The 17193-nt window shown below is 66.9% G+C and carries 14 protein-coding genes and 2 pseudogenes; 5 read left to right on the forward strand and 11 right to left on the reverse strand.

Annotated features, from left to right (window positions below; all coding sequences use genetic code 11):
• Positions 1-3 precede the first annotated feature (3 nt).
• Positions 4-903, reverse strand: a complete 900-nt coding sequence (locus MKCMC460_RS02325; protein ID WP_236979656.1) for a class I SAM-dependent methyltransferase — start codon at positions 901-903, stop codon at positions 4-6.
• A gap of 135 nt (positions 904-1038) precedes the next feature.
• Here MKCMC460_RS02325 and MKCMC460_RS02330 point away from each other — a divergent pair, with 135 nt between their 5' ends.
• The 3 genes from MKCMC460_RS02330 (at position 1039) to MKCMC460_RS02340 (ending at position 5699) form a co-directional block, all read left to right on the forward strand.
• On the forward strand, positions 1039-2835 hold the full coding sequence (locus tag MKCMC460_RS02330) for an acyl-CoA dehydrogenase (RefSeq protein ID WP_236979657.1): 1797 nt from the start codon (positions 1039-1041) through the stop codon (positions 2833-2835).
• A gap of 16 nt (positions 2836-2851) precedes the next feature.
• Positions 2852-4105, forward strand: a complete 1254-nt coding sequence (locus tag MKCMC460_RS02335; protein ID WP_238305278.1) for a DNA polymerase — start codon at positions 2852-2854, stop codon at positions 4103-4105.
• 109 nt (positions 4106-4214) lie between these two features.
• A complete protein-coding gene (locus MKCMC460_RS02340; RefSeq protein ID WP_238305279.1) occupies positions 4215-5699 on the forward strand; it encodes an FAD-dependent monooxygenase in 1485 nt (494 codons plus the stop codon).
• Here MKCMC460_RS02340 and MKCMC460_RS02345 read toward each other — a convergent pair.
• The 7 genes from MKCMC460_RS02345 to MKCMC460_RS02375 all read right to left on the reverse strand — a co-directional run bounded on the left by MKCMC460_RS02345 (position 5696) and on the right by MKCMC460_RS02375 (position 13556).
• Positions 5696-7891, reverse strand: coding sequence for a molybdopterin-dependent oxidoreductase (locus MKCMC460_RS02345; RefSeq protein ID WP_236979661.1), 2196 nt, complete (start codon positions 7889-7891; stop codon positions 5696-5698). The two genes, MKCMC460_RS02340 and MKCMC460_RS02345, sit on opposite strands and share 4 nt — an antisense overlap.
• 22 nt (positions 7892-7913) lie before the next feature.
• Positions 7914-8414: a MarR family winged helix-turn-helix transcriptional regulator gene (locus MKCMC460_RS02350; protein ID WP_236979663.1), complete on the reverse strand. Its 501-nt coding sequence runs from the start codon at positions 8412-8414 to the stop codon at positions 7914-7916.
• A gap of 20 nt (positions 8415-8434) precedes the next feature.
• The gene (locus tag MKCMC460_RS02355; protein ID WP_236979665.1) at positions 8435-8851 is read right to left on the reverse strand and encodes a DUF5313 domain-containing protein; all 417 of its coding nucleotides are present in this window, start codon (positions 8849-8851) and stop codon (positions 8435-8437) included.
• A gap of 86 nt (positions 8852-8937) precedes the next feature.
• Complete coding sequence (locus tag MKCMC460_RS02360; RefSeq protein WP_236979666.1) at positions 8938-10560, reverse strand: sulfite reductase flavoprotein subunit alpha; 1623 nt, start codon at positions 10558-10560, stop codon at positions 8938-8940.
• Between the two features lie 44 nt (positions 10561-10604).
• Positions 10605-11462, reverse strand: coding sequence for an LLM class F420-dependent oxidoreductase (locus MKCMC460_RS02365; RefSeq protein ID WP_236979668.1), 858 nt, complete (start codon positions 11460-11462; stop codon positions 10605-10607).
• A 64-nt stretch (positions 11463-11526) separates the two neighbouring features.
• Positions 11527-12762 carry an FAD-dependent oxidoreductase gene (locus tag MKCMC460_RS02370; protein WP_236979675.1) on the reverse strand — a complete coding sequence of 412 codons (1236 nt, stop codon included), beginning with the start codon at positions 12760-12762 and terminating at the stop codon, positions 11527-11529.
• A complete protein-coding gene (locus tag MKCMC460_RS02375) occupies positions 12759-13556 on the reverse strand; it encodes a TetR/AcrR family transcriptional regulator (protein WP_370653135.1) in 798 nt (265 codons plus the stop codon). The genes MKCMC460_RS02370 and MKCMC460_RS02375 overlap by 4 nt, the downstream gene beginning before the upstream one ends.
• Before the next feature lie 137 nt (positions 13557-13693).
• Here MKCMC460_RS02375 and MKCMC460_RS02380 point away from each other — a divergent pair, with 137 nt between their 5' ends.
• Positions 13694-14410: a CoA pyrophosphatase gene (locus tag MKCMC460_RS02380; protein ID WP_236979679.1), complete on the forward strand. Its 717-nt coding sequence runs from the start codon at positions 13694-13696 to the stop codon at positions 14408-14410.
• Between the two features lie 10 nt (positions 14411-14420).
• Here MKCMC460_RS02380 and MKCMC460_RS02385 read toward each other — a convergent pair.
• Both MKCMC460_RS02385 and MKCMC460_RS31670 read right to left on the reverse strand, forming a co-directional pair.
• Positions 14421-14622, reverse strand: a pseudogene (locus MKCMC460_RS02385) (hypothetical protein); the annotation flags it as partial.
• Positions 14623-14784 (reverse strand): annotated as a pseudogene (locus MKCMC460_RS31670) (hypothetical protein); the annotation flags it as partial. It abuts the pseudogene before it with no gap.
• Positions 14785-15150: 366 nt separating this feature from the next.
• Here MKCMC460_RS31670 and MKCMC460_RS02390 point away from each other — a divergent pair.
• Positions 15151-15900, forward strand: coding sequence for a thioesterase family protein (locus tag MKCMC460_RS02390; protein ID WP_236984548.1), 750 nt, complete (start codon positions 15151-15153; stop codon positions 15898-15900).
• Positions 15901-15927: 27 nt separating this feature from the next.
• Here the strand turns inward: MKCMC460_RS02390 and MKCMC460_RS02395 are convergent, their stop codons facing one another.
• Complete coding sequence (locus MKCMC460_RS02395) at positions 15928-17154, reverse strand: MFS transporter (RefSeq protein ID WP_238305281.1); 1227 nt, start codon at positions 17152-17154, stop codon at positions 15928-15930.
• Positions 17155-17193 lie beyond the last annotated feature (39 nt).

Here is a 17193-nt window from a genome sequence, read left to right on the forward strand (position 1 = left end):
CCGTTAAGTCTTGACCGCCGTCAGGTAGCCCGAAGCCTCGCCGAATGACGCAAGATCGTCGTCGGGAACCGTGAAACCCTCTGCGGCATAAGCCTGTTCGGTGGTTTTGACAGTCACCCGCCAGCCGTGCCCGGTGAGGTAGTCGGCGGCCGTGTTGCGGTCACCGGTGTAGAACAGCGAGGCCAGATCGATGTTCGAGCCGATCCGCCGCGAGCGCTCGGTGAGCTTATCGGCCCAGTTCGGCGCGATCCGGCTGAAGTCCATGTGCTCGGTTGCCAGCCGGCTGCCGGGCGCCGACAACGCGGAAACGTTGTCGAACAAGCGATCCTGCGCCTCGGCGGGCAGATAGACCAGCAGGCCCTCGGCGATCCAAGCCGTCGGCCGGCCGGTGTCGAATCCCGCTTCCCGCAAGGCCGACGGCCAGTCTTCGCGCAGATCGATCGCCACCGTGGTGCGCAGCGCGGCGGGTTCCGCACCGAGGTCGGCCAGCGTGCGGGTCTTGAATTCGACGACCTCGGGCTGGTCGATCTCGTACACGGCGGTGCCGGCCGGCCACGGCAGTCGATAGGCTCGCGTATCCAGGCCGGAGGCCAGGATCACCACCTGCCGGACTCCGGCCTGGGTCGCCTCGATGAAGAAGTCGTCGAAAAACCGGGTGCGGACGGTGATCTGTTCGGTTATCGCCGTCCGATTCAGCAGCGGATCGTCGGCGCCGTCGATCTCTCCGTCGACAAGCTTGACGAACGTGTCGACGCCTACCGCGCGCACCAGCGGGGCAGCCCACGGGTCGTTCAGCAGTGGCTGTGGGCCCTGCGATGCGATGGCACGCGATGCGGCGACCGCCGTCGCGGTGGCGCCCACGCTCGATGCCAGATCCCAGGTGTCGTTGTCAGTTCGGGCCATGATCCCACCCCTCTCGCGGACAGTACCGCTTAGTTAGCTCATTTAACTTCTCTTTCCACCCTACGCCGGTGTGCGCCGGCGCGTGGTCTGGTGCCAAGGTGGTCAGGTAGACAAGGCACACAGGGAAGGCTTGCAGTGACGTCCAATCTGTTGTCCCGGCGCGATCTCGAGTTCCTGCTCTTCGAATGGCTGGCAGTGGAGAACCTGACCACCCGGGACCGCTTCACCGAGCATTCCCCGCAGACGTTCGACGCGCTGCTCGACCTCTGCGAAGACCTGGCGACCCGCTACTTCGCGCCGCACAACAAGAAGAACGACGCCAACGAGCCCACGTTCGACGGCGAACGGGTCACCGTCATACCCGAGGTGCAGCAGGCGCTGGAGGCCTTCGCCAAGGCCGACCTGCTGGCCATGAGCATGGATCATGCGCTGGACGGATGGCAGCTGCCGACGGTCGTCGCCGGGGCCGGGCTGGCGTTCTTTCACGCGGCGAACGTGGCGACGGCCGGGTACGTGCTGCTCAGCCTGGCCAACGCGAACCTGTTGGCGCACTACGGCACCGCGGACCAGATCGAGCGGTTCGTCAAGCCGACGCTGACCGGCCGCTTCACCGGAACCATGTGTCTGTCCGAGCCGCAGGCGGGTTCGTCGCTGGCCGACATCACCACCCGCGCCGAACCGCAGGACGACGGCAGCTATCGCCTGTTCGGCGCCAAGATGTGGATCTCCGGTGGAGATCACGAACTCTCGGAGAACATCGTGCATCTGGTGTTGGCCAAGATTGCCGGTGCACCACCCGGGACCCGAGGAATCTCGTTGTTCATCGTTCCGAAATTCCTTGTCGGCGAAGATGGTTCGGTCGGTGAGCGCAACGACGTCGTACTCGCCGGACTGAACCACAAGATGGGCTTTCGCGGCATCACCAACACCGCGCTGAACTTCGGCGAGGGCCGTCATCAACCCGGCGGTCGACCGGGAGCAGTGGGTTACCTTGTCGGGCAAGAACATCGCGGCTTGACCTACATGTTCCACATGATGAACGAGGCACGGCTCGGCGTCGGGCTGGGTGCGATCGCCCTGGGTTACACCGGGTATCTGAAGGCGCTGCGGTACGCGCGGGAGCGTCCACAGGGCCGGCCGGTGACCGCGAAGGACCCGGCACTGCCGCAGGTGCCGATCATCGATCATCCCGATGTCAAACGAATGTTGTTGGCGCAGAAGTCTTATGTGGAAGGGGCGCTCGCGCTGGCACTCTACTGTGCCCGCCTGGTAGACGTGCAGGCCAGCCCGGAATCGGGGGCCGAGTCCGAAGCTGCGGGGCTGCTGCTGGACATCCTGACCCCGGTGGCCAAGAGTTGGCCCTCACAGTGGTGCCTGGAAGCCAACAACCTGGCGATCCAGGTACACGGCGGGTACGGATACACCCGCGAGTACGACGTAGAGCAGCACTACCGGGACAACCGCCTCAACCCGATCCACGAAGGCACCCACGGCATTCAGAGCCTGGACCTACTGGGCCGCAAGGTAACTCAGCACGGCGGCGCCAGTCTGGTGGAGCTGACGAAGGTCGTTTCCGCGACGGTGGCCAGCGCGGCCGCGCTGGCCGGCGAGGCGGCCGACCTGGCGACGCAACTCGACCGGGCCTGGCAGCGCCTGGTGGACGTCACCGCGTCGATGTTCGCAGCGGGCGATGTGGAAGCGGCCCTGGCCAACAGTGCGGTCTACCTCGAAGCCTTCGGGCATCTCGTCATCGCCTGGACCTGGCTCGAACAGCTGGTTGCCGCGCACGGTCGTGACGGCGACTTCTACGAAGGCAAGCGGCAGGCGGCCCGCTACTTCTTCCGCTACGAATTGCCCAGAACCGGGCCGCAACTGGACCTGCTGGCCAGTCTGGATCGCACCACGCTGGAGATGCGGGACGCCTGGTTCTGAGGTCAGGATGAGCAGCATGTCGAACGGATTCGACGTACGCGGCCGCGAGCTGCGCGCCGGCGAACTCGCCGCTTGGCTGTCCGAACACAGTCTGGGTAATCGATTCGGCCTGGATGTGCTGGGCAGCACGCCGAACCACGACTCTGAAGCCGTCGCGCTGGCGATCGTCGCCGCCGACGGCGAGGGCCGCTACATCGAGGTCAGCACGCTGACCCCCGATGACGAGGCAGCGCTGTCGTCGTGGCTGGCCGATCTGGGGCCACCGAAGGCCGTGCACGACGTCAAGGCGGCGATGCACGCGCTGGCCGGCCGCGGGTGGACGCTGCGCGGTGTCACCTCGGACACCATGCTGGCGGCGCACCTGCTCCATCCGGAGCGCCGTGGCCCGGCGCTCAACGACCTGCTGATGCGCCACATGCGCTGCGCCTTGCCCGCCGCGGCGGCCGAACCGGACCGTTCGGATGCCGGCCCGCCCGAGGCGTTGATCCTGCGGACCTGCGCCGTGCTCGACCTCGCCGACGTGCTGGACGAGGAGTTGGCGCGTATCGACTCGTCCGCACTGCTGGGCCGGGTCGCACTGCCGGTACAGCGGGTACTGGCCGGTATGGAGCGCACCGGCATCGCGGTGGATCACGCCTCGCTGGCCCGCGGCGCAGCGGCCATGCCGCCGAATTCGGTTGCCCCCGATGGTCGTATCCATGCCACGTTCGATCAGACCGGCACGGTCACCGGCGCCGTCACGTCGACCGACCCCGACCTGCGCGCCGTCACCCGCGAGGCGTTGGTACCCGGACCCGGGTATGCCGAACTGATGAGCGCCGGCTACCGCGAACTCGAGAGCCGCATCATCGGCCAGCTGAGCGGGGGTGCGGACGATCAGGCCGACCAGGCGCGCGAGGCGGGTTACGCCGCCACGCTACTGGGCCGCAGGCGCTACCTGCCCGACCTAAACAGCCGCGACCCCGCGGCACGGCAGGCCGCCGAACGCGACGCGCTGGCGATGGTCGTCCAGGGCAGCGCGGCCGACATCGTCAACACCGCGATGGTCGACATCGACGAGGCGCTCACCGCCATGGGCCTGAGTTCCCGCCTGCTGCTGCAGGTGGACCAAACACTGGTCTTCGAGGTCGCCGACGGCGAGCGTGACGCACTGACCGAGCATGTCCGCGAATGTCTGGCCGGGTCGTACTCTTTCGATGCGCCGCTTGATGTTTCGATCGGATGCGGATTGACCTGGGCCGCCGCTGATTCCGGCAGGTTGGCGAGGTAATCCCCCGCACTTTCAACCTATACCGCAGGTGGGGGCTTGCGGCAAGACCCGGTTGATAATGCAAACTCGCTGGCCGAGAGCAGAACTGAAGCAACCGGGGGGTTGAAGAATGCGAGTTTGGCAGCACCGGGGTCGAGCGTGCGACCACGCGGTGATCATTGTCGGAGCGGGTCCGACCGGGCTGATGCTGGCCGGTGAACTGGCATTGGCCGGTGTGGATGTCGCCGTTGTCGAACGACGTGCAAACCAGGAGTTGGTTGAATCGCGGGCGGGCGGCTTGCATTCGCGCAGCTTGGAGATCCTGGATCAGCGCGGCATCGTCGACCGGTTTCTCAGCGTCGGCCAGGTATCCCAACTGGCTGGGTACGCGCAGATTCGCCTGGAAATCGGCGATTTACCAACTCCGCATCCGTATGGGCTTGCATTGTGGCAGCGGGAGATCGAGCGCATCCTCGCCGAATGGGTGGATGAGCTCGCGGTACCGATCCGGCGTGGCAGCGACGTGACCGGTGTCGCCCAGCACGGCACCGGGGTCGACGTTCGACTATGCGATGGAACCATGCTGCGTGCGCAGTACGTCGTAGGGTGCGATGGCGGTCGCAGTGCGATTCGCCGCGCCGCCGGAATCGAGTTTCCGGGTTGGGACCCGACGACGAGCTACCTGATCGCCGAGGCCGAGCTGGCCCCTGGTGCCCAACCGCCGTGGGGTATCCACCGCGACGCGCTGGGCATCCACGCGTTGAGCCGCACCGGCGACGCGGGACCCGCGCGGATCATGGTGACGGAGCCCAGGATCGGTGCTTCCTCCGGGCCGACCCTTGCTGACCTGCGCGAGGGCCTGGTGGCGGTGTTCGGCTCAGATTACGGAATCCACAGCATCCGTTGGATTTCCAGATTCAGCGACCTGGCCCGGCAGGCTGCGGCATACCGCGACGAGCGAATTCTGTTGGCCGGAGACGCCGCGCACGTGCACCATCCGATCGGCGGGCAGGGCCTCAACACTGGTCTGCAGGACGCCGTGAACCTGGGCTGGAAGCTGGCCCAGGTGGTCAACGGGGTGGCCTCCGATACGCTGCTGGATACCTATCACAGCGAACGGCATCCGGTAGCGGCGCGGGTGCTGCGCAACGCGGTGGCGCAGATGGCATTGCTACGCCAAGACGACCGCACCCGCGCCGTGTACGACACCGTGTCCGACCTGCTCTCAATCGACCAGGCCCGCAAACAATTCGGCGCGATGATGTCAGGACTCGACATACGCTACGACCTCGGCGAGGGGCACCCGCTGCTGGGCCGGCGCATGCCCGACCTCGAATTGCGCACCGGCGGCGGCCGAACGCGGCTCTTCACGCTGCTACACGACGCGCGGCCGGTCCTGCTCAACCTGGGCGACCCGGGCGAGGTCGGCCAAGCGTCGCATCGCGTGCGGCTGGTACACGCGAAAAGCGATGTAAATTGCGAACTTCCGGTGCTCGGCAGGGTCGAGTCACCCACCGCCGTACTGATCCGTCCCGACGGACACGTCGCCTGGGTGGGTATGGGCTCCGATCGCGGTCTGGTGGCCGCAGTCAGCCGTTGGTTCGGGACGGGCTAACCGGCGCCCATCTGATCGAGCACCGCGACCTCGACGGGCACCCCGGTCAGCCAGGACATGCCGGCCAGTGCCTCGAGGTCCGCGGGGTTGCTGGACGTCAGTTGGTTGACGTTGGCACCGCCGGCCCGGTTGGCCAATTGCCAGCTGCCGGTGCCCTTGTGGCCCCAGCCGTGGGGCACGGCGACGGTGCCGGGGACGAGGTCGGTGGTCACGGTGACCGCGATGGCGATCTGCCCGAAAGGCGAACGCACCGTCACGGTGTCGCCCTCGCCGATCCCCCGCCGCGCCGCGTCGTCGGCGTGCATGAGCGCCCGCTGAGACCGGTTGCCGCGCATCAGCAGTGGCGAGTTGTGCAGCCACGAATTCTCCGAGCGGGATTCGCGCATCCCGATGAGCCGCAGCGGGTAGTCCGGCGACCAGGTACGCCGCGACATCGCGACCAGCTCGGATTCGACGTCGTTGTGGTGCAGACGTATTCGGCCGTTACCGTATGCCACCACCTCGTTGAGCACGCCGGTGCGCAGGTGCGGTGCCACGACCACCCCGTGGGGATGCCGCTCGGCGAGGCGCCGGAAAGTCAGGCCACTGCGGCGAAGGCCGAACCTGTTCCCGCCTTCGGACATCCGAATCATCATGTCGACAACCGGTCGTGGCTGCATCTGCCTGCCCACGGCGGCCAGCGTGCGCCGCAGCGTGGACAGTGCGGCGAAGGCGGGGGTGCGGGCCGGTATCCGGCTGATCAGGTCGGTGATGATGTCCCATTCGGTACGGGCCTGACCCACCGGTTCGACTACCGCCTCGGTGACTTGGCGAAACGGTGTGGCCTGGAACGTCTGGAAGGTGAGGGCGAAGTCGTCGCGCTCGTACATGGTGGTGACGGGCAGAACGTAGTCACAGTGTGCGGTCGTCTCGTTGACGTACAAATCGAGGCCGACCATCAAATCCAGCTCGTCGACCGCGCGCTCCAGTTCGTCGCCGTTGGGCACCGACAACACCGGGTTACCCGCTCCGACGAACAGCGCGCGGATCTGCCGCGTGCCGGGAGTAGTAATTTCCTTGGCCATCAGCGCAGCCGGTTCCGCCCCGATTGCAGTGCCGAACCCGCCGACACGGGTGCGGTTGCGCTGGTAGGAACGCCGCAGCGACCAGCCCATCAGCTTCAGGCCCCACTTTTGTCCCGGCATGCCCAGGGTGCCGAAGACGCTGCCGCCGGGACGGTCGAGGTTGCCGGCGATCAGGTTGACCGCATCGATGAGGTAGGTAGTGAGCGTGCCCTGCCGGCCCACGCAGGTGCCCAGGCGCCCGTACAACGCAGCCCGCGGTGTGTTCGCCAGTGTCCTGGCCAGGTTTCGCACCGTCGCGGGAGGGATTCCGGTGCGGGACTCAGTTTGTTCGGGGGTGAACGGCGCAGCTTGCGCCCGCAACCAGTCGACGCCGTCGGCCCGAGTGGCGACGTCGTCGGCCAGTCCTTCGGTGAACATCACCTGCAGCAGGGACAGCAACAGGTACGCGTCGGAATCCGGAACGATCCCCAACCATTCGAACTGCGCCGCGGTCTCCGAGCGGCGAGGGTCGACCACGATCACCCGACCACCGCGCTTGACGATGTCGTGCAAGCGGTCATTGATGCGCGGCGCGGTCAGGAAACTACCATGCGACACAATGGGATTCGCGCCCATCAGGACCAGCAGATCGGTGCGCGTCAAGTCGGGGATCGGCACCGACATCGGCGATCCGTAGAGCAACTGGCTGGCGATGAGCCGGCTGCTGGTGTCCTGCGACGACGAGGTGAAGAAGTGGCTGTGCCGGCCGATGCCCTTGATGAACGACATCGCCCCGAACAGATGCGAGTAGCTGAACGCGGCCGGATTGCCCAGGTACCACCCGAACGCCCCGGAACCATGCCGGCGGTGGATCGCTGCCACCCGGGCGGCGATGTCGTCCAGCGCGGTCTCCCATGTCACCGGCTCGAAGCCGGAAGCGGTGCGGCGTAACGGGGTCTGCACGCGGTCGGGGTCGTTGACGACTTCGGTAAAGGCGATGCCCTTCTGGCAGGCGAAGCCGGCGGACAACGGATGCTGTTTGTCGGGTCGCAGCGACACCAGCTTGCCGTCCTCGACCGTGGCCACCATGCCGCACAAGGGTTCGCAGATGCGGCAGAACGTGGGTTTGTGGACGCCCTGGCCAGCCATCCTCGGAATCGTACTGTATGTATTACAGTATTTCCGCTGGTCCCGCCGGGTCCAGCGCCCCGGCGGCCAGCGCGGCCGCGTTGATCTCGACGAGAACCTCACGCAGGTGGTCGAGTTCGGTGAGTTCGACGCCGAGGCGTTCGACGACGGCCGCCGGAACGTGCAGCGCCTGCCGGCGCAGCTCGCGGCCCTGACGGGTCAGCTCCACCTGGGTGGCCCGTTCGTCGGTAGCGCTGCGGGTGCGAGTGATCAGGCCTTGGGCCTGCAGTCGTTTGAGCATCGGCGACAAGGTGGCCGAGTCCATCTGCAGCAGCGCCGCGATGTCTTTGACGGACAGCGGGTTTCCGTCGGACTTGGCGTTGTCCCACAGCGTGAGCATCACCAGGTACTGCGGATGCGTCAGGCCGAGCGGCTCGAGCAGCGGTCGGTACACCGCCAGGACGGCGCGGTTGGTGACCGCCAGCGCAAAGCAGACCTGACGTTCCAGCGACAGCGGGTCGATGTCGGCGACTTTCGCAGCCATGTGGGTGGCCCTTCTCACTGTCAGAACGGGCTGCTGTTCGCCTGCCACTCGGCCGACTCCGGTCGGGGTCCGTAGCGTCGCACGTAGTCCTCGTGAATACGAGCGTCCTTCTCGCGCTTGAGCACATCGACCAGGTTGGGGTCGAGTCCGTGCTGGAGCAACCGGTGCCGCCGCCACACCTTGTTCAACGCGAATGCGATCAGCAGGGCCCAGATGTAGATCGGGACCGTCATCTCCGTGTGTACGTACAGCGACGCCGGCAGGAGCCAGAACGGGGCGAGCACGAAGAGCGGCGGAATCGCCATCCGGATCATGTGACGGCGAACGGCACCCTTGCCGGACAGGTCATTTGCCACCCAATCCCCCATGGAGTCGGGCAGCACCCGCCCGTATGAATACCCGAGGTATTGCCAGAAATTGGGGCGGGCGGAGGCCATGATCGCTCCTGCGGCTCGGTGACGGTGGATACCACTCATTGTATGCCATTAGTTAGGGCACTAACTATATTGCTCGCGTCACATGCCTAGTAGACGTCGCGCAGGTAGCGGTGATCCTTGATCAATTGGTTGACATACGCATGGGCCGCGTCGGTGTCGAGATTGCCGCACCGAGCCACGATGCCGTGCAGCGCCGCGTCGACGTCCTTGGCCATCCGCTCGGCATCGCCGCACACGTAAACATGTGCGCCGTCTTGCAACCAATCGAAGAGTTCAATGGCGTTCTCCCACATACGTTGCTGCACATACATTTTCGGGCAGCCGGCACGGCCCTCGCGGGAGAACGCCAGGTCCAGGCGGGTCAGCGTGCCCGAGTCGCGGAACCCCTCCAGTTCCTCGCCGTAGAGAAAGCTGGTGGCGCGTCGACGATCCCCGAAGAACAGCCACGACCGTCCCGTCGCGCCTGCTGCTTGGCGCTCTTGCAGAAACGCGCGGAATGGGGCGACGCCCGTGCCGGGACCGATCATGATGATCGGCACGTCGCCGGCGGGCAGTCGGAATGTGTGGTTGGGGCGTAGGTGGACTTGCACCTCGCCGCCGCGGTCCGATAGAAACGTCGACGCCACCCCGCCGTACTCGCGATCGGCTAGGTGATAGCGCACGGTGGCCACCGTCAGGTGGATGTGGTCGGGGTGGACCAGTGGGCTGGAAGCGATGGAGTAGTCGCGGAATTGCAGCGGACGCAGGGTGTCGAGGACGTCGTCCACCGACAGCCCGCCGAGCCGGATCAAGTCGAGCACATCCTTGCCGTACCACCACGAACCGGGGATGGGGACGGCATCAGCGCTGAGCGCGACCGCCGCGTCGAGGTCCGGTATGCGCGCGGCCGCCAGCGTGCGCAGCGCCCGCGACGGTGTCCGGATTTCCAGCGCCCCGCCGAGCAGCGCACCGAGCGGTTGGTCGCCGTCGAGAACCGGGTAATCGGCACCGACCCCGAGTTCGGCGAGAATCGCTTTGACCAGGCTGGGATCGTTGGTGGCGTGCACGGCCAGCGAATCGCCTGCGGTGTAAGCGATCTCAGATCCGGTCAGGTCCAGCTCATAGTGGCGGACTTCCTTGTCCGAACCCGGCGCGGTGAGTACCCGGTTGACAACCAGGCGCGCGCTGACGGGTGCATGGCTGCGGTCGCGTCGGCTCGTCTCGACGGCTTCCGAGACTGGCGGCTCGGGTCCGGACACCACCGTGCCGGCGTCCTCGGAGGCCAGCAATTTGACCAGGTCGGCGGTCCACGCGGCGGCGGGTTGCTCGTAGGGACCGTCGATGTCGACGCGTTCGGCCAGTCGGCTTCCGCCCAGGGTCGCGAGGCGCTCGTCGAGCAATCGGCCGGCGTTGCAGAACAATTCGTAGCCGCTGTCGCCCAACGCCAGCACCGCGAACTTCAGATGCTCGAGCCGGTCGGCGTCATCGGCGCTGATGGCCTCCCAGAATAGTGTTGCGTTGTCCGGGAATTCGCCTTCCCCGAAGGTCGAGGTGACCACCACGAAATGGGTGGCGGACTGCAGGTCGCCCACCTCGATCTGGTTGAGTTCGATCGCGGTGACGCCGGTGCCGACTGCGTCCTCGAGCGCCTCGGCGAACGACAGGGCGGCGTCCTCGGCGTTGCCCATGTCGCTGCCGTACCCGATGACGATCGTGAAGTCTGCGGCCATGCCCGGTAGCCTATATTAGGTAAGGCTAACCACACTAGGCCGGGTTACGCCAGGTCGGCGGCTACCTGCTCCAGGGCCTTCAGATGGGCGTCGACGCCGACCAAGCCGGCGCGCATGGTGTTCACCGAGACGTGCGTGGCACCCGCGGCCTGCCACGCGGCGAGGTCGGTGGCCGCCTTATCGCGGTCGCCGGACCAGCTGACCCGGCCCTCCATCCCCAGGTCCGCGGCGGTCCGGCCGGCCGCCGCTGCGGCACGCTCCACCCGTTCCCGCGCCTGGTCGAGCGATGGCCCGGGCTCCAGCATCGGGAACCAGCCGTCCGCGAGCCGCCCGGCGCGCTCGTAGGCGCGATCGCTGGCCGCACCGAACCACACCGGGATGGGTTGCTGGGTGGGCAGCGGCGCCAAGCCGGCGCCGGTGACCGTGTGATACTGACCTTCGAATGTGACCGTTCGTTGCGTCCAGAGCTGTCGCATCAATTCGACCTGCTCCTCCGAGCGCCTGCCGCGGTTGGTGAAACGCTCGCCGAGGGCCTCGTATTCTACTGTATTCCAACCTAATCCGACGCCCAGCCGAAACCTGCCGCCGGTCAGCAAGTCAACCTCGGCCGCCTGCTTGGCCACCAGCGCCGTCTGCCGCTGCGGCAGGATTATGACGCCGGTGACGAGCTCCAGCGAAGTGATCGCGGCCAGATAACCGAAGACGACGAACGGCTCGTGAAATGTCGAGTCGATGTCGTACGGGCCCTGCCAGCCCTGGTGCACCGTTGGGTCGGCGCCCAGCACATGGTCGTAGGCGAGGATGTGGGTGAACCCCAGTTCCTCGACGCGTTGACCATAGGCACGGATAGCGGCCGGATCTCCGCCGAGTTCGGTTTGCGGTAAGACGACTCCAATACGCATTCCGCGTGCAACCTCGTCGCACCGCATATCCTTCCCGCGCAACCCAAGTACCCCCCGCGCAACCTCACTGGGGCGGCCTGCGCGCGAATTGCGGCGCACGTTCGGACCGTAGACCAACCCCGACGGCGTAGGCGGGCACCGCCGACAGCGCCGGAAACCGGCCGAACACCGCGGCGACCGCACGCTGCGCCCGCGGAGATAACTCCGGCACCTCGCCCTTGAGCACGATATTGCTCAGCGCCCGGTGCGCCAGGAGCTGGATGGACTGGGTGACGACCGCCGGCAGGTTGCGCCGGCGCTGCACGGCGGCCAAGTCGGATTCGCGTACCCGATGGGCGGCCAGCGGCGCGGCCAGAATGCCGGCGGCGGCCACCGCGTCGGCCACGGCGAGATTGATGCCGACCCCGCCGGCCGGCGACATGGCGTGGGCTGCGTCTCCGATGCACAGCAATCCGGGCCGGTGCCAACGACGCAGCCGGTTGACCCGGACGTCGAGGATCTTGACGTCGTCCCAGGACTTCAGGGAGTCCGCCGACGCTTCGGGCACGAGCTCGGCGACCTCGGAACGGAAGGTATCCAGTCCGCGGGCGTGCAGCTGCTGCTCCCCGCCTTTAGGTAGGAAGCAGCCCGCCTGGAAGTATCCTTCGCGCGGGATGAGGATCAATGCCCGGCCCGGCGAAACACGCGGTGTCAGTTGGTAATTGATCTCGGCGACGGCGTCGAGCCGAAACCAGCCCACATCGAACGGTACGGCGAATTCCCGGGGAACCAGGCCGGCTTCGCGGCGCACGTCGGAGGTACGGCCATCGCACGCGACCGTCAGATCGGCCCGAAGTTCGCCGTCGCCGTCGGGACCCCGGTAGCGCACACCGGTGACCGTGTTCCCGTCTTTGAGCAGTCCGGTCACCTCGGTGCTCATCCGCAGCGTGAACGACGGCTCGGCTCGACCTGCGTCGGCCAGCAAATTGAGCAGGTCCCACTGCGGAACCAGTGCGATGTATGGATGCGGTTGCCGCAGCCGGCGGAAGTCGACGACCGTGACGGTGCGGCCACCGAAGTCGAAGGCCGCCTTTTCCAGTTTGCTGTGGCGCAGTGCGTCGAATCGGGGAAACAAGCCGAGGTCGTCGAGCAGGCGCAGGGTGACCGGGTGGACGGTGTCGCCACGGAAGTCGCGCAGGAAGTCGGCGTGCTTCTCGAACACGGTGACCTCGATGCCGGCCCGGGCCAGCAGCAGTCCCAGCACCATGCCGGCTGGTCCGCCGCCGGCGATCGCGCAGGTCGTCGTTGCAGTTGGCGTCATGGCTCGTTCCATTTCTCTCGGGTTGCGGCGGCACGGACGAACGCGTCGGCGAATACCTCGCACACCACGTCCAGGTTGGGCAGGTCGATGAGGTCGGTGCGCTCGGCCAGTGGGCGCATGAACAGGTGAATCATCATCGGGGCCATGAGTTGCTGAATCAGCAGCGGCAGCGGCAGATCACGAAGGCGCCCCGCGGCGACTTCGGCGGACAGCCATCCGCCGAGTAGTCCCAGCATGCGCGGAAAGGCATGGCTGGTAAGGGCTTTGACGGCGGGGCTGGACGGGCGTGCGAAGACTTCGGCGAACATGGCGGGCACCACGCGCGGGCGCCGGGCCAGCGCACGGGCCAGCACGGTGTAGAGGCCCAGTACCCTATCGCGCAGGCCGCCTTCGGCCGGCCGGGCGAAGAATTCCTCGAGGTCCGCGACGGGACTGTGCCGCTCGAAGACCGCACGCAGCAGGCCGTCGCGGGTGCCGAAGTTGGCGTAAAGGCTGGGCACTGAGCAATGTGCGCGCAGTGCGATAGCTTCCAAAGTGGCTGCCGCCAAGCCGTTTTCCTCGATGAGCGCCGCGGCTGCGTCCGTGGCGCGAATGCGGATCGGAACGCCGCCGGGGTCCACGCCGCGGCTACGGACGGCCTCGTCCAGTGTGGCGCGCGAACCACCCAACCGGCGCAGCAAGGTGCTGCGCGACATCCCGGCGTGCCGGGCGATTACCGCGACCGGAATGTCGGCGACGCCTTTGCCGAGCTCCTCGGATGCGCGCAGCGCGGCTTCGATCGCGGCCCTGGGAATCGGCGCGGTCGGTTCGGGTTCGCCGCGCATCGTTGCACCCACTCCATCGAATGAAACACAAATATATTGTGCTCTTATTAGAGTATCAGACTTATCTGGTCGGAGGCGCGGGCGTCCGTCGGGCCTATGGTCGGATGGTGACGATCAGCTACGACGATGCGCTGCGCGTGCAGATCCGAGCGCGGTTGGCTCAGCACGACCGGCGCGTGGTGACCGATCCCACCAAGCGGCATGCGGCTGTGGCGGTGGTGCTCGTCGACTCCGAGTTGGGTGAGGACCGGGTGGATCCGGCGCCGGTGGATGATTGGATCGCCGATCGGCCGATGCCCGGCGGGCTGGACGGCCATATGGTCGACGTGGCAGGAGGCGCCTCTTTTCTGTTGTGCCGCCGAACATCTCGGCTGTCGTCGCACGCGGCGCAGTGGGCTCTACCGGGCGGCCGGCTCGATCCCGGTGAGACCGCGATCGATGCGGCGTTGCGCGAATTGGACGAGGAGCTTGGAGTCAGGCTTTCCGAATCGTCGGTATTGGGCCTGCTCGACGACTACCCGACGCGGTCAGGTTACGTGATCACCCCGGTGGTGCTGTGGGGTGGCGGCCGGGTCGAACTGCATCCCGCTCCCGACGAGGTGGTGGCGGTCTACCGGGTGGGTTTGCACCAGTTGCTGCGTGAGGATTCCCCGCGTTTCATCACGATCCCGGAGAGCCCGCGGCCTGTCGTCCAAATCCCGCTCGGCAACGACTTGATCCACGCCCCCACGGGTGCGGTGCTGCTGCAGCTGCGGTGGTTGGGTCTGGAGGGTCGGCACGACCCGGTCGACGAGCTCGAGCAGCCGTTGTTCGCCTGGAAATAGGCGGCGACACCTAGTTTGTCGCTGGTGGTGGTTGGGGTTGGAAGGGTGGGTACCACCACCAGCTGGCGCGTTCGCCGGTGGTTCCGATGCAGGGTTTCACCACAGGTGGTGGAGTGGTGGGGGTCCGGGCCAGCGATCCTGCGGGCAGGGTCGGTGTGGGCGGGGCCGGTCAGGGTGATGACGCCGTGGTGGTGCAGCCGGTGGTGGTACGGGACAGACCACAGCTCCTCACGCTCGATCTCAGCCACGATCTGCACCACCCGCCCATCGATGGCATTGCGCTGCCCGGTCAGCTCCGCCAACTCCTCAAACAACCCCTCCAAACGCTGCGCAGGAGTGACCGCCACAGGCTCAACAAGGGTCGACGAAGACATAACCCCATCAAAACAGGGGGCACCGACAACCAAGGCTGAGCTGCATCTGAGCCGCGCACCAGGTACGTGCCGTGGCCCTCGACGACCAGATCGCCGCTGAACCGCAGGACTTCGCTGACCAGACCGTCGTCCTGGTTCCGGTCTGGTGGCGCAACCCGGTGAGCAATGTGTGCGGTGGGATCTTGACGAACGACCCGAGCTCCCGCGCGGTCCGCCCGGGACGCCTGACCGGGTTGCGGCGGCCCGCGGCAGCACCGCCGACCGGGTGCTGTAGAAACACTTTGTGCAGGCCAACCCGCAGGACGGCGCCTCGACGCGGCGTCGCCGTACTTCGTTCGCGACGAAAACAGTTATGTACCAACGGCAATCGCACGAGGCGGCTGGGGTCCCTCGCTCAGTGGCCACGTCGTCGGTGGACTGCTCGGCTGGGCGGCCGAACGCGCCGTCGACGATCCGCAGTTCCACCCCGCGCGCTTGACCGTCGACCTGCCCCGGCCCACCGTGTTCCAGCCGATCGAGGTGCACACCCGGGTGCTGCAGGATCGCCGCCGGCTGAGACTCATCGAGGCGGTGCTCACCCAGGACGGCAACACTGTGGCACAGGCGAGCGCGCTGTTCTTGAGGCGTGGCCCACAACCGGATGGCGAGGTGTGGTCGATGCCGGTGCAAATGCCGGCGCTGCCTGCCGGAAGAGACGACGTCCAGTCGTTGTTCATCCGCACCTACGGCTGGGGTAGCGAGATTCAGAATCCCGATCCCGGCTGGACGGACGAACTGGGGCCGAAATACACCTGGCTGCAGGAAACCCGACCGCTGCTCGACGCCGAACCGATGACCGCCTTCACACGGGCGGCGATGGCCGGCGACATCACCGCCTCGATCGCCAACTGGGGCAGCAGGGGTTTGCAGTTCATCAACGTCGACTACACCCTCACCTTGAGTCGGCTGCCGCGAGGATCCGAGCTCGGGCTGGCCTCGGTTACGCATTACAGCGAAGACGGCGTAGCCACCGGGTCGACGGTACTCGTCGACCGCGATGGCCCGATCGGCAACGGCGTTTCGATCGCCATCGCCCAGTCCGGCTTTCGCCCAAGCTCCGGACCGGTCGTAGCTTGACGACGATCTTGGCAGGTAACGTCCAAATCAGCTTTGGCGGTGCTGGTTTCGGCGTAGCCGCAGCGCCCGGCCGGCCGCGACGACCGTCGCCAGCACTGCCAGGACGGCAAGCACGGCCGACGCAGCAGACAACCCGATCTCGGTCAGTAGTAGCGGCAATCCGAAGCCAATGTAGGTCACCGCGTAGAAAGCGCCCGTCAGCGCGCCCCGATTGTGTTGTGGCGCTGCGGCTTCCAAGTCGATGAGACCTTCGCGAAGACACAGTCCTGATGCACAGCCGAGCAGCACCAGCAGCGACAATCCCAGAGCCACGGGAATATTCGGCGGTGCCGCGGCCAGAGTGGCGTAGCCGAGCGCGGCAAGCAACGCACCGGCGGTCCCGGCTTGCGGACCCCACCGCCGCCCCCGGGCGACCAACTGACTGATACCGCTCACTCCGTTGGTGATCAAAGCGGCAATCCCGGCCACCATGGTGGCGGCCAGCCCGGTGTGAATCCGAGTGGGAATCGTGACGAAAGCGAGTGTCGCCGAGGCGAACACCCACGGTGCCAGCGGCATCGCCCAGCTCAGCGCCAGGCCGGTGCTCTGGCCTTCGCCCGGTCCGGCGGGGCGGCCGCGCACCGGTCCGGGCGATGCGGAACGACGCAGCGCCAGCGCGACGACGACGATCGCCGTCCCAACCAGGCCGGCGGCCGTTGCGAACGAGACCCCGATCGCGGAGGGGCAAACAGCGGTGATGACACCGGAGACGAAAGGCCCCACCGCGAATCCGGCAATCAACACCGCTCCGGCAACGGCCGCGCCTGGCGGACCGTTCAGATCCGAAGCCCACGCCGTGCACGAGCTCATGGCGAGGCCCACTCCGACACCGACGACGAGGCGTCCCGCCAGCAGCACGTCGGACTGCTGTGACAAGAGCATCGGGATCGTTCCGGCCAGGACGGTTGCCGCCCCCGTCAGCGCGATCGACGGGCGGCCGAACGCATCCGAGGCGCGCCCACCGAGCAGCAAGCCAGGCAGCAGACCTACCGCGTAAATCCCGAATATCGCGTCCAGCAGGGACGCACTGAGGTGTTGCGCGTCGCTGATCGCCGGAATCAAGGCCGCAAAGTGGTTGGCGGCCCAGCCGGTTGCCAGCAGAATAGCCAGCACACCGGCGAATACCTCCGGCTTCCCGCGGGACTGCCTAGGCTGTTCGCCTTCCGGTGCTGATCGAAGCGGAGGCGCGTCGGTGCACACCCCGTTCGATTTCATCGGTCCGTTCCCTCCCTGGTGGCCCTCCGGCGTCCGCCG

The organism is Mycobacterium sp. 20KCMC460 (assembly GCF_022179425.1).
GTDB classification, from domain to species: domain Bacteria; phylum Actinomycetota; class Actinomycetes; order Mycobacteriales; family Mycobacteriaceae; genus Mycobacterium; species Mycobacterium kiyosense.